At 41.1% G+C, this 12,480-nt stretch carries 14 protein-coding genes; all 14 read left to right on the forward strand.

The window, feature by feature from the left end; translation table 11 throughout:
* Positions 1 to 22 precede the first annotated feature (22 nt).
* The 14 genes from trmFO to NSU16_RS08730 all read left to right on the forward strand — a co-directional run bounded on the left by trmFO (position 23) and on the right by NSU16_RS08730 (position 12,479).
* Positions 23 to 1,330 (forward strand): FADH(2)-oxidizing methylenetetrahydrofolate--tRNA-(uracil(54)-C(5))-methyltransferase TrmFO, encoded by a 1,308-nt coding sequence (gene trmFO / locus NSU16_RS08665; RefSeq protein WP_268450369.1) that lies wholly within the window; start codon positions 23 to 25, stop codon positions 1,328 to 1,330.
* 67 nt (positions 1,331 to 1,397) lie between these two features.
* Entirely contained in the window at positions 1,398 to 2,312 is a 915-nt protein-coding gene (gene xerC, locus NSU16_RS08670; RefSeq protein ID WP_229150057.1) for a tyrosine recombinase XerC, read from the forward strand.
* 12 nt (positions 2,313 to 2,324) lie between these two features.
* The gene (clpQ, locus tag NSU16_RS08675; protein WP_010334241.1) at positions 2,325 to 2,870 is read left to right on the forward strand and encodes an ATP-dependent protease subunit ClpQ; all 546 of its coding nucleotides are present in this window, start codon (positions 2,325 to 2,327) and stop codon (positions 2,868 to 2,870) included.
* 7 nt (positions 2,871 to 2,877) lie between these two features.
* Positions 2,878 to 4,290 carry an HslU--HslV peptidase ATPase subunit gene (gene hslU / locus NSU16_RS08680; RefSeq protein ID WP_256203217.1) on the forward strand — a complete coding sequence of 471 codons (1,413 nt, stop codon included), beginning with the start codon at positions 2,878 to 2,880 and terminating at the stop codon, positions 4,288 to 4,290.
* A 38-nt stretch (positions 4,291 to 4,328) separates the two neighbouring features.
* On the forward strand, positions 4,329 to 5,108 hold the full coding sequence (gene codY, locus NSU16_RS08685) for a GTP-sensing pleiotropic transcriptional regulator CodY (protein WP_003220850.1): 780 nt from the start codon (positions 4,329 to 4,331) through the stop codon (positions 5,106 to 5,108).
* 382 nt (positions 5,109 to 5,490) lie between these two features.
* Positions 5,491 to 5,880 (forward strand): flagellar basal body rod protein FlgB, encoded by a 390-nt coding sequence (flgB, locus tag NSU16_RS08690; RefSeq protein WP_010334244.1) that lies wholly within the window; start codon positions 5,491 to 5,493, stop codon positions 5,878 to 5,880.
* Positions 5,880 to 6,332, forward strand: a complete 453-nt coding sequence (gene flgC / locus NSU16_RS08695; protein WP_326330690.1) for a flagellar basal body rod protein FlgC — start codon at positions 5,880 to 5,882, stop codon at positions 6,330 to 6,332. Before flgB ends, flgC begins: the two co-directional genes overlap by 1 nt.
* Before the next feature lie 10 nt (positions 6,333 to 6,342).
* Entirely contained in the window at positions 6,343 to 6,663 is a 321-nt protein-coding gene (gene fliE / locus NSU16_RS08700) for a flagellar hook-basal body complex protein FliE (RefSeq protein ID WP_029441259.1), read from the forward strand.
* A gap of 45 nt (positions 6,664 to 6,708) precedes the next feature.
* Positions 6,709 to 8,319 (forward strand): flagellar basal-body MS-ring/collar protein FliF, encoded by a 1,611-nt coding sequence (gene fliF / locus NSU16_RS08705; protein WP_010334246.1) that lies wholly within the window; start codon positions 6,709 to 6,711, stop codon positions 8,317 to 8,319.
* Between the two features lie 12 nt (positions 8,320 to 8,331).
* Entirely contained in the window at positions 8,332 to 9,348 is a 1,017-nt protein-coding gene (gene fliG, locus NSU16_RS08710; protein ID WP_003231981.1) for a flagellar motor switch protein FliG, read from the forward strand.
* Positions 9,341 to 10,093 (forward strand): flagellar assembly protein FliH, encoded by a 753-nt coding sequence (gene fliH, locus NSU16_RS08715; protein WP_229150050.1) that lies wholly within the window; start codon positions 9,341 to 9,343, stop codon positions 10,091 to 10,093. The genes fliG and fliH overlap by 8 nt, the downstream gene beginning before the upstream one ends.
* On the forward strand, positions 10,090 to 11,406 hold the full coding sequence (gene fliI, locus NSU16_RS08720; RefSeq protein ID WP_010334248.1) for a flagellar protein export ATPase FliI: 1,317 nt from the start codon (positions 10,090 to 10,092) through the stop codon (positions 11,404 to 11,406). The genes fliH and fliI overlap by 4 nt, the downstream gene beginning before the upstream one ends.
* Before the next feature lie 3 nt (positions 11,407 to 11,409).
* A complete protein-coding gene (gene fliJ, locus NSU16_RS08725; RefSeq protein ID WP_339192519.1) occupies positions 11,410 to 11,853 on the forward strand; it encodes a flagellar export protein FliJ in 444 nt (147 codons plus the stop codon).
* Positions 11,854 to 11,864: 11 nt separating this feature from the next.
* Positions 11,865 to 12,479, forward strand: coding sequence for a MotE family protein (locus NSU16_RS08730; RefSeq protein WP_333512679.1), 615 nt, complete (start codon positions 11,865 to 11,867; stop codon positions 12,477 to 12,479).
* The last annotated feature ends 1 nt before the right edge of the window (position 12,480 follow it).

Below are 12,480 nucleotides of genomic sequence, written 5' to 3' on the forward strand. Positions count from 1 at the left end.
AATAAACTAGGAGATGTGAAAGATGAACCAACAAACAGTGAATGTAATCGGAGCCGGACTTGCAGGCAGTGAAGCGGCATGGCAGCTTGCCAAACGGGGGATTCAAGTCAAATTATATGAAATGCGCCCAGTCAAACAGACGCCTGCCCATCATACTGATAAATTTGCAGAACTGGTATGCAGCAACTCTTTACGCTCCAATACACTTGCCAACGCTGTAGGTGTATTAAAAGAAGAAATGCGTGCGCTTGATTCAGCAATTATCGCTGCGGCTGACGAATGCTCAGTGCCTGCCGGCGGCGCACTCGCGGTAGACCGGCACGAATTTGCGGCAAGTGTGACAAACCGGGTGAAAAACCATCCCAACGTTACTGTTATTAATGAAGAAGTAACAGAAATACCGGAAGGACCAACAATTATCGCAACTGGTCCGTTAACTTCAGAATCATTGTCTGCACAGTTAAAAGAGCTTACTGGAGAAGACTATTTATACTTCTATGATGCAGCGGCGCCTATCGTAGAGAAAGACAGCCTTGATATGGATAAAGTATATTTGAAGTCCCGTTATGACAAAGGAGAAGCGGCTTATCTAAACTGCCCGATGACAGAAGAAGAGTTTGACCGATTTCATGAAGCTTTGACTTCGGCGGAAACTGTGCCGTTAAAAGAATTTGAAAAAGAGATTTTCTTTGAAGGCTGCATGCCGATTGAAGTAATGGCAAAACGAGGAAAGAAAACAATGCTTTTCGGACCGATGAAGCCAGTGGGATTAGAGCATCCTGTTACCGGAAAACGTCCATATGCAGTCGTTCAGCTTAGACAGGATGATGCGGCGGGAACTCTCTATAATATTGTAGGATTCCAAACTCATTTAAAATGGGGAGACCAAAAGGAAGTCCTCAAATTGATTCCCGGACTTGAAAATGTGGAAATCGTCAGATACGGCGTTATGCACAGAAATACATTCATTAATTCTCCAAGCTTGTTAAAGCCGACTTACCAATTTAAAAAACGGAACGATTTGTTCTTCGCAGGACAAATGACGGGAGTAGAAGGATATGTGGAATCTGCTGCTTCTGGACTTGTAGCAGGTATTAATGCGGCTAAACTTGTTTTAGGAGAAGAGCTTGTCACTTTTCCTCAGGAAACAGCAATAGGCAGTATGGCTCACTATATTACAACAACAAACCAGAAGAACTTCCAGCCGATGAACGCAAACTTTGGGCTTTTAAAAGAATTGCCTGTTAAAATTAAAAATAAAAAAGAGCGTAATGAACAGTACGCAAATCGGGCGATCGAGACAATTCAAACAATTTCGAAAACAATTTAGGTATTGATTGCAACTTGAACACGATTTGTGATACCATTTAAAAGCCCTTCCTGGGGAGGTATTTGGCATGGAGAATGTTAAGAATTTCGTAAACTTATTCGTTGAATATTTACAAATTGAAAAAAATTATTCACAATATACTATTGTGAATTATGTGGATTCAATTGAAGAATTCGAGACTTTCCTGCGTGTTCAAGGTATAAATGGATTTGAAGAAGCTGCATATCAAGATACTAGAATTTTTTTGACGGAAGCCTATGAAAAGGGTTTATCAAGAAGAACAATCAGTAAAAAAATTTCTGCATTGAGAAGTTTTTACAAATTTCTGATGCGGGAAAAGCTTGTTGATGATAATCCGTTCCAGCTTGTTCATCTGCCGAAACAAGAGAAACGGATACCGAAGTTTCTATATCAAAAAGAGCTTGAGGAACTGTTTGAAGTTTCAGATATAAGCCAGCCAACCGGCATGAGGGATCAAGCGCTATTAGAGCTTCTCTATGCCACCGGAATGAGGGTCAGTGAATGCTCTTCCATAACGATTCATGATCTTGATTTATTTATGGACACTGTGCTTGTTCACGGGAAAGGCAAGAAGCAGCGTTATATCCCTTTTGGGTCTTACGCCCGCGAAGCGTTGAAGTTATATATGAATAGCGGAAGACAGTGCTTGCTGAAAAAAGCAAAAGAACCTCATGATCTATTATTCGTGAATCAAAGAGGCGGACCGCTTACAGCCCGAGGCATTAGGCACATTTTAAGCGGGCTTGTCAAAAAAGCGTCCGGCACTTTACATATCCATCCGCATATGCTTCGACATACGTTCGCCACTCATCTGTTAAACGAAGGAGCAGATTTGAGGAGCGTTCAAGAACTGCTCGGGCATTCTAATCTGTCTTCGACACAGATATACACGCACGTTTCGAAGGAAATGCTGAGAAACACATATATGTCTCACCATCCAAGAGCTTTTAAGAAAAATTAAAGGAGGCCCTTTATGTCATCTTTTCATGCGACCACAATCTTTGCAGTGCAGCATCAGGGACGAAGCGCAATGTCCGGAGACGGTCAAGTTACATTTGGTCAGGCTGTTGTAATGAAACATACTGCGAGAAAAGTAAGAAAACTGTTTAACGGCAAGGTTCTCGCAGGATTTGCGGGATCTGTTGCAGACGCTTTCACTCTATTCGAAAAGTTCGAAGCGAAACTTGAAGAATATAACGGCAACTTAAAACGGGCTGCTGTTGAGCTTGCAAAGGAATGGCGAAGCGACAAAGTGCTTAGAAAGCTTGAAGCCATGCTGATCGTTATGAATCAAGATACCTTGCTTCTCGTATCGGGAACTGGTGAGGTTATCGAACCGGATGACGGCATTCTGGCAATTGGATCAGGCGGCAACTACGCTTTGGCAGCCGGAAGAGCGCTGAAAAAGCATGCCGGTGACAGCATGACTGCAAGTGAGATTGCTAGAGCTGCGCTGGAAACAGCGGGCGAAATTTGTGTATACACGAACGATCAAATCATACTGGAAGAGCTTGAATAGAAAGGACTTGAGGCGCATGGAAAAAACACCGTTAACACCAAGACAGATTGTAGATCGGTTAGACCAATACATCGTCGGTCAGCAAGACGCAAAAAAAGCTGTCGCCGTGGCATTAAGAAACCGCTATAGAAGAAGTCTTCTGGATGAAAAGCTGAAAGACGAGGTCGTTCCGAAAAACATTTTAATGATGGGGCCTACCGGGGTAGGGAAAACTGAAATTGCCAGACGAATCGCTAAGCTTTCAGGTGCGCCATTTATCAAAATTGAAGCAACAAAATTTACAGAAGTCGGCTATGTAGGCAGAGACGTTGAATCAATGGTCAGAGACCTTGTGGAAACTTCTGTACGTCTTATAAAAGAAGAAAAAATCAACGAAGTGAAGGAGCAGGCTGAAGAAAATGCAAACAAACGCATTGTGCGCCTGTTAGTCCCAGGGAAGAAAAAACAATCAGGCGTTAAAAACCCGTTTGAAATGTTTTTTGGCGGCAGCCAGCCAAACGGCGAAGATGAAACGGAAAGCCAGGAAGAAGCAAACATTGAAGAAAAAAGAAAACGCATGGCTCATCAGCTGGCATTAGGAGAGCTGGAGGACCACTATGTTACTGTAGAAGTTGAAGAGCAGCAGCCTTCTATGTTTGACATGCTGCAGGGCTCGGGTATGGAGCAGATGGGCATGAATATGCAGGATGCACTGAGCGGATTGATGCCAAAGAAAAAGAAACGCCGTAAAATGACAGTCAGAGAAGCCAGAAAAGTCCTGACGAATGAAGAAGCAAGCAAACTCATTGATATGGATGAAGTCAGCCAGGAAGCTGTCCATAGGGCAGAAGAGAGCGGAATTATCTTTATCGACGAGATTGATAAAATTGCAAAAAACGGTGGCGCGTCATCTTCAGCTGATGTATCAAGAGAAGGTGTTCAGCGGGATATTCTCCCAATCGTTGAGGGTTCTACCGTTGTCACTAAATACGGTTCAGTTAAAACAGACCATGTATTGTTTATCGCAGCGGGAGCATTCCATATGGCCAAACCGTCTGATCTGATTCCTGAACTGCAAGGGCGTTTTCCAATTCGTGTAGAACTGAGCAAACTGACGGTTGACGATTTCGTGAGAATCTTAGTTGAACCCGATAACGCGCTCTTAAAACAATATCAGGCATTATTACAGACAGAAGGTATATCTCTTGAATTTTCTGACGAAGCTATTCATAAGATTGCTGAAGTCGCCTATCATGTGAATCAGGAAACAGATAATATCGGTGCGAGACGCCTTCATACAATACTCGAACGTCTGTTAGAAGATCTTTCTTTTGAAGCCCCGGATGTAACAATGGAGAAAATAACGATTACACCGCAGTATGTGGAAGAAAAGCTCGGAACGATAGCTAAAAACAAAGATTTAAGTCAATTTATATTGTGAAAATTTAATAAGAGGAATGTTTAGGAGGATCATTTATCATGGCTTTATTACAAAAAACAAGAATTATTAACTCCATGCTGCAAGCTGCGGCAGGGAAACCGGTTAACTTTAAAGAAATGGCGGAAACGCTTCGGGATGTAATTGATTCCAATATTTTCGTTGTGAGCCGCAGAGGAAAACTTCTCGGGTACTCTATCAACCAGCAAATTGAAAATGACCGTATGAAAAAAATGCTTGAGGATCGCCAATTCCCAGAGGAATATACGAAGAATCTGTTCAACGTCCCTGAAACATCTTCTAACCTGGATATCAATAGTGAGTATACTGCTTTTCCTGTTGAAAACAGAGACTTGTTCCAAGCTGGTTTAACAACAATTGTGCCGATCATCGGAGGCGGAGAAAGATTAGGTACACTCATTCTTTCACGTTTACAGGATCAGTTTAATGATGATGATTTAATTCTTGCTGAATACGGCGCTACAGTTGTCGGAATGGAAATTCTGAGAGAAAAAGCAGAAGAAATTGAAGAAGAAGCAAGAAGCAAAGCAGTCGTACAAATGGCAATCAGCTCTCTTTCTTATAGTGAGCTTGAAGCAATTGAACACATCTTTGAAGAGCTTGACGGAAACGAAGGCCTTCTTGTTGCAAGTAAGATTGCAGACCGTGTCGGCATTACTCGCTCAGTTATTGTTAACGCACTCAGAAAGCTTGAAAGTGCTGGGGTAATTGAGTCAAGATCATTAGGCATGAAGGGTACTTATATCAAAGTGCTGAACAACAAATTCCTGATTGAATTAGAAAATCTGAAATCGCATTAATGAACAGAAGAACCCCTTAAAAGAGGGGTTCTTTTTTGCATTCAAATAAAGGAAATCAATAAGCTTTATTTCCTGGGCGAAAAGTCTTTCTCTGTAATATGTTAATAAAATTGATGATTTTCTTCATAAAAACAGAAAAAAGACGATAAATGAATGGGGAAATACAGAAATTAAGCTATTTTCAGCCTTATATTAATGTAAAAAACGTAGTTCAAATAATCTAGGACTATGTACCTATTTGTAAAATAGATATATATGAGGACATTTTTTTACACGAACTTCATAGACTTTATGCCTGTTATTTCTTACAATAAGCATATGGTTTTACAAATCTCGACAAGGATATTGAGGGTGAAAAAAACTGAAATGGAGGTAAGTGGATTTGAGCCTATTTTCTGGAACGATACAAAATCTTGAAAATGCCTTGGGCAGAGCGAATATTAAGCAAAAAGTCATAACCAATAATATCGCTAATATAGATACACCGAACTATAAGGCGAAAAAAGTCTCTTTCCAAAATTTATTAGATCAAGAATCCTCTCGTCTCGAATCTATAAAAACAGACTATCGGCATGTTGATTTTTCTGATGCTGATTCAAATTATTCAATTGTAACGAGCGGAGATACATCTTATCAGCAAAACGGAAATAACGTTGACGTTGACAAAGAGATGACGGAACTAGCAGAAAATCAGATTAACTATCAAGCTTTAGTTGAAAGAATGAACGGAAAATTCAATTCTCTGAAGACCGTACTAACAGGAGGAAAGTAATGACAGCTTTTCAAAGCTTAAATGTTTCAGCATCAGCTTTAACAGCTCAGCGCCTCAGAATGGATGTTGTATCGTCTAACTTGGCGAATATGGATACGACAAGAGCCAAGCAGGTAAACGGTGAGTGGTTGCCTTACAGAAGGAAAATGGTTTCGCTTCAGTCAAAAGGTGAATCGTTCTCATCAATTTTGAATTCTAAAATGAGTGGCAGCGGCAATGTCGGAAATGGGGTAAAGGTTACAAAAATCACTGAGGATAACTCTGATTTTAATCTGGCCTATGATCCGACCAATCCTGATGCAAACGCTGAAGGATATGTGCAAAAGCCAAATGTTGATCCATTAAAAGAAATGGTTGACCTTGTCAGCAGTACGAGATCATACGAGGCCAATGTCACAGCGATGAATGCCTCAAAGGGAATGCTGATGAAGGCTCTAGAAATCGGAAAGTAAGGTGATGAATGTGATCAATAAAATTTCTCCTTTTCAGGTTCAAAATACTCAAAACACTCAAAATGCAACAAATCAAGTAAACAATAGCCAAAAAACAGATTCTTCAAATCAAACAAGCTTTTCGGAGCTTTTAAAAAACTCTATAAGTTCGTTAAATGAGTCCCAAGTAGCTTCTGACAATATGACTAATGCCTTGGCTGCAGGGAAAGATGTGAATCTTGATGAGGTCATGATCGCCGCTCAAAAAGCAAGCATCTCTCTGACTGCTGCAACTGAGTTCCGCAACAAAGCTGTGGAAGCATACCAGGAGATTATGAGAATGCAAATGTAGGGGGTCTGACGAGAAAGAGAAAGAGTGGAATGACCGGGGGTTAACATGAATCGTACTCTAATGCAAATGAAAAACAAAACGAGTGAGTTTTGGAAAAATAGATCTAAATTACAAAAGATTTTAATGATTGGTGCTTTAGCGGCAATTATCATTCTTGCCATTATTATCAGTATTTTTTCTTCTAATCAGAAAATGGCGCCGCTGTACAAAGATTTGTCAGCTGAAGAAGCCGGACAGATCAAAGAAGAACTGGATGCGAAAAAAGTGCCTAGCGAACTTTCAAATGGCGGTACGGTTATTAAGGTTCCGGAAGATCAGGTTGATTCACTGAAAGTTCAGCTGGCTGCAGAAGGGCTTCCTAAAACCGGATCAATTGATTACTCATTTTTTGGACAGAACGCTGGCTTTGGTTTAACAGATAATGAATTTGATATGGTGAAAGTCAAAGCCACACAAACGGAACTGTCCAATCTGATTAATGAAATGGACGGTATCAAAAATTCAAAAGTAATGATTAACCTTCCGAAAGACGCTGTCTTTGTCGGTGAAGAGCAATCAGCAGCATCTGCTTCAATCGTTCTGCAAATTCAGCCTGGATACACACTAGATCAAAGCCAGATCAACGGATTGTATCATCTGGTATCAAAAAGTGTGCCGAACTTAAAAGAAGATAATATCGTCATCATGGACCAGAACTCTACATACTACGACAAAACAGACAGCGGTGCAGGGTCCTACGCTGATAGTTATTCTTCACAGCAGGGAATTAAATCCCAAGTTGAAAAAGACATTCAAAAACATGTTCAGTCATTGCTTGGAACGATGATGGGGCAGGACAAAGTTGTAGTTTCTGTCACGGCCGATATTGACTTTACAAAAGAAAAACGGACAGAAGACATCGTCGAGCCTGTTGACAAAGAAAACATGGAAGGCATTGCGGTTAGTGCTGAAAAAGTATCGGAAACATATCAGGGAGACGGCGCAGCTAATGGCGGAACTGCCGGAACCGGGGATGAAGATGTAACAAACTATCAAGCTGACGGCGAAAATACCGAAAGTGGGAACTACGAAAAAAGCAGTAATAAAATCAATTATGAGGTTAACCGAATCCATAAAGAAATAGCTGAAAGCCCTTATAAGGTAAGGGATTTAGGGATTCAAGTAATGGTAGAGCCGCCTGATGCCAAAAACACGGCGTCGCTATCAACCGAAAGACAGGATGATATACAAAAAATTCTTTCAACTGTTGTCAGAACATCATTGAATAAGGATGAGACACAGAACCAGAACCTTTCTGATGAAGATATCAGTAATAAAATTGTTGTCTCCGTTCAGCCTTTTGATGGAAAAGTAAGTCTTGATACTGATACGGAAAAATCCTCCGGTATCCCAATGTGGGTATATATCGTTGGGGGCGTTTTGATCGCAGTCATCATCATTCTGATCATTATGTTTATCAGAAAGAAACGCGCTCAAGAGGATGAATTTGAGGAATACACGTACGAAGTGCCTCAGGAGCCTATCAATTTGCCTGATATAAATGAAGAGGAAAATGAAACAGAGGAAACAGTCAGACGAAAACAGCTTGAAAAGATGGCGAAAGATAAGCCTGAAGACTTTGCAAAACTGCTGAGAAGCTGGCTGGCCGAGGATTAGGAGGGATTAGAAATGGCGAGACGTGATCAAGATAAGCTTACAGGAAAACAAAAAGCAGCCATTCTCATGATTTCCTTAGGTTTAGATGTGTCAGCTTCTGTATATAAGCATTTAACCGATGAAGAAATTGAAAGGCTTACTCTTGAAATATCAGGAGTTAGAAGTGTCGATCATCAAAAAAAGGATGAAATTATAGAGGAATTTCATAATATAGCGATTGCCCAAGATTATATTTCTCAGGGCGGTTTAAGCTATGCCCGACAAGTTCTTGAGAAGGCGCTGGGAGAAGATAAGGCTGAAAACATACTAAACAGGCTGACTTCTTCTCTGCAAGTTAAACCATTTGACTTTGCCAGAAAAGCAGAGCCTGAACAAATTTTAAATTTCATTCAACAAGAGCATCCGCAAACGATGGCTTTAATCTTGTCTTACCTTGACCCTGTGCAGGCCGGACAAATTTTATCCGAGCTGAATCCTGAGGTTCAGGCAGAAGTCGCAAGAAGGATTGCGGTAATGGACAGAACGTCACCTGAAATTATTAATGAGGTAGAACGGATTCTGGAACAGAAATTATCCTCCGCATTCACTCAGGACTATACACAAACCGGCGGAATCGAAGCTGTTGTTGAAGTCTTAAACGGTGTAGACAGAGGAACAGAAAAGACGATATTGGATTCCTTGGAAATTCAGGATCCTGATCTTGCTGAAGAGATCAAGAAGCGGATGTTTGTCTTTGAGGACATTGTTACACTTGATAACCGCGCAATTCAGAGGGTTATTCGCGATGTTGAAAACGACGATCTGCTCCTTTCATTAAAGGTGGCAAGCGAGGAAGTCAAAGAAATTGTATTCAACAATATGTCACAGCGTATGGTTGAAACATTCAAAGAAGAAATGGAATTTATGGGCCCTGTACGTTTGAAGGATGTAGAAGAGGCTCAATCAAGAATTGTAAGCATCGTCAGAAAGCTTGAAGAAGCCGGTGAAATTGTGATAGCAAGAGGCGGAGGAGACGATATTATTGTCTAATATCATTAAACAAGAATCATCTTTTTCCCCACAGCAGGAAAGAAGGAAGCTTTCTTTACAAGAGGTTCGGATCGATCATTCACATCTTTTACAGACTGAAGAAAATCCGGAAGCTTTAATGGCCCGGGTCAAAGAAGAAGCTAATCGAATTTCCGAGCAAGCGAACAGCCAGATGGAAGATATCCGCCGTCAAATTGAGCAGGAAAAAAATGATTGGGCGGCTGAAAAACAGCGTCTTATAGAAGAAGCGAAAGCAGAAGGATTCGAACAAGGTGTGGCATTAGGGAAAACTGAAGCCTTACAACAGTATGCTGAGCTGATCAGTCAAGCAACCAGCATAATGGAAATGTCCAGAAAAGCTGTAGAGGATAAACTTGAAGATGCCTCCGGAGAAATCGTTGAGCTTGCCGTTGCGTTAGCTAGAAAAGTATGGCAGCAAAAATCTGATGATAAAGAGGCCTTTATCCTGCTTGTGAAACAGGTGGTAAACGAAGTAAAGGAATATGACGATATATCAATATATGTAGATCCTTATTACTATGAAACAGTTTTTCAGCATAAAGACGAAATTCAGCAGCTTCTATACAAAGAATGCCGGCTTGGTTTATACGCCGATGAAAAAGCTGAAAAAGGATCATGTTATATAGAAACTCCCTTTGGCAGAGTAGATGCAAGCATTGATACCCAGCTGGTGCAACTGAAGCATAAGCTCCTTACAGCACTGGAAGCAGGTGCGGATCTATGAAGACACAGAGTCTGATAGATTGCATAGAAATGACAGACTCGTATAAGCGTTATGGAAAAGTGAAACGGGTAATCGGTCTGATGATTGAATCAAAGGGGCCGGCAAGCTCAATTGGCGATCTATGCCTGATTTACGCAAAGGGTCAATCAGGTAAAGTCATCAAAGCTGAAGTTGTTGGCTTTCAGGAAGAAAATATTCTGTTAATGCCCTATTTAGAGGCCGCAAGCATTGCGCCCGGGAGCATTGTTGAAGCCACCGGTGAATCTCTTCGTATAAAGGTAGGAGCCGGTCTGATCGGACAAGTCATTGATGCGTTTGGCGAACCGCTCGACGGAAAAATTTTGCCAAAAGGACTTTCGCCTGTATCAACGGAGCAATCACCGCCTAACCCGATGAAACGTCCGCCTATCCGTGAAAAGATGGGTGTTGGAGTCAGGTCTATTGACAGTCTGCTGACTGTCGGAAAAGGCCAGCGGATTGGTATTTTCGCAGGAAGCGGCGTCGGAAAAAGCACATTAATGGGAATGATCGCTAAACAGACTGAAGCTGACTTGAACGTAATTGCACTTGTCGGAGAACGCGGTCGAGAGGTTCGGGAGTTTATTGAAAAAGATCTGGGAGCAGAGGGACTGAAGCGGTCAATTGTAGTCGTCGCTACCTCAGATCAGCCTGCATTAATGAGGTTGAAAGCCGCATATACGGCGACAGCCATTGCTGAGTACTTTCGTGATAAAGGCCAAAATGTCATGTTTATGATGGATTCTGTCACAAGGGTGGCGATGGCTCAGAGGGAGATCGGACTTGCCGCTGGAGAGCCCCCGACGACAAAAGGATATACACCCTCTGTGTTCGCTATTTTACCTCGGTTGTTAGAGAGAACAGGTGCAAATGAACACGGAACAATCACAGCGTTTTATACAGTGTTAGTAGACGGAGATGACATGAATGAACCTATTGCTGATACGGTACGCGGAATTTTAGACGGACACATTGTGTTAGACAGGGCTCTTGCTAATAAAGGCCAGTTTCCTGCCGTCAATGTGCTAAAAAGCATCAGCAGGGTGATGTCAAACATCTCGACAAAACAGCACTTAGACGCAGCGAATAAATTCCGTGAACTTTTATCAACGTATCAAAATTCTGAAGACCTGATTAATATTGGAGCTTACAAAAGAGGGTCCTCAAGAGAAATTGATGAGGCGATACAATTTTATCCGCAGCTTATTCAATTTCTGAAGCAGGGAACAGAAGAATCAGCATCATTGGAAGAAAGCATTGCAGCATTAACTAGTTTGACAGGAAATGAGGAATAGAACGTGGCCTATCAATTTAGATTCCAAAAGCTGCTGGAACTAAAAGAGAACGAGAAAGACCAGTCTTTATCTGAGTATAAGCAATCAGTTTCTGAATTCGAAACTGTAGCGGAGAAACTATATGAGAACATGAGCAAAAAGGAATTGCTTGAACAGAATAAAGAAAACAAACTGAAAAGCGGGATGAGCGTTCAAGAGATGAGGCATTATCAGCAATTTGTCTCAAATCTTGAAAACACAATTTATCACTACCAAAAGCTTGTCATTATGAAAAGGAATCAAATGAATCAAAAGCAAGAAGTGTTAACAGAAAAAAATATTGAAGTGAAGAAGTTTGAAAAGATGCGTGAAAAACAGTTTAAAATGTTTGCTCTTGAAGACAAAGCTGCAGAGATGAAAGAAATGGACGATATCTCGATCAAGCAGTTTATGATTCAAGGCCATTAGGAGCGAATGTAATGTCCGGCAAAAAGAAAGAATCAGGTAAATTCCGATCGGTGTTGCTGATCATTATCCTTCCGCTGATTTTTCTGCTTATAGCAGGGGGGATTGTTCTTTGGGCGGCTGGTGTCAATGTCTTAAAGCCGATACAGGAAGCTGCAGCCAAAACGCCAGTGCTTAAAGAATTGGTTCCTGAGACCGAAGATAAAAAAGATACATCATCAACAGCTAAGAATAACAGTAATACGGCGGCTCTGGAAAAAACCATTAAGGATCAAAAAAGTGAGATCAGTATATTGAATAAAGATTTAGAAACAAGCAAATCTGAAATTGACAGGCTGAATCAAAAGATCCGCTCTCTTGAAAAAACAGCGGAAGACCAAAAAAAGACATCGAAGGATAACTCAGAAGAATCATCAAGTTCTGATACAGCTTCTAATGATAAAGTCATCAGTGTTTATAAAAGCATGGACAGCGGAAAGGCTGCTAAAATCATTGCCCAATTAAAGGAGAAAGAAGCGCTGAAAATATTGAATGGACTGAGCAAAAAGCAGCTTGCTGAAATTTTGGCAAAAATGACTCCTGAGCAAGCGGCAACATATACAGAAAAAATTGCTGCCAGCCAAGAATAGG

The organism is Bacillus sp. FSL K6-1003 (assembly GCF_037964945.1).
Classification (GTDB): domain Bacteria; phylum Bacillota; class Bacilli; order Bacillales; family Bacillaceae; genus Bacillus; species Bacillus mojavensis.

Coding starts and splice junctions, on each gene's coding strand:
- trmFO (WP_268450369.1), top strand. CDS start 23: ATGAACCAACAAACAGTGAATGTAATCGGAGCCGGACTTGCAGGCAGT.
- xerC (WP_229150057.1), top strand. CDS start 1,398: ATGGAGAATGTTAAGAATTTCGTAAACTTATTCGTTGAATATTTACAA.
- clpQ (WP_010334241.1), top strand. CDS start 2,325: ATGTCATCTTTTCATGCGACCACAATCTTTGCAGTGCAGCATCAGGGA.
- codY (WP_003220850.1), top strand. CDS start 4,329: ATGGCTTTATTACAAAAAACAAGAATTATTAACTCCATGCTGCAAGCT.
- flgC (WP_326330690.1), top strand. CDS start 5,880: ATGACAGCTTTTCAAAGCTTAAATGTTTCAGCATCAGCTTTAACAGCT.
- fliF (WP_010334246.1), top strand. CDS start 6,709: ATGAATCGTACTCTAATGCAAATGAAAAACAAAACGAGTGAGTTTTGG.
- fliG (WP_003231981.1), top strand. CDS start 8,332: ATGGCGAGACGTGATCAAGATAAGCTTACAGGAAAACAAAAAGCAGCC.
- fliI (WP_010334248.1), top strand. CDS start 10,090: ATGAAGACACAGAGTCTGATAGATTGCATAGAAATGACAGACTCGTAT.
- NSU16_RS08730 (WP_333512679.1), top strand. CDS start 11,865: ATGTCCGGCAAAAAGAAAGAATCAGGTAAATTCCGATCGGTGTTGCTG.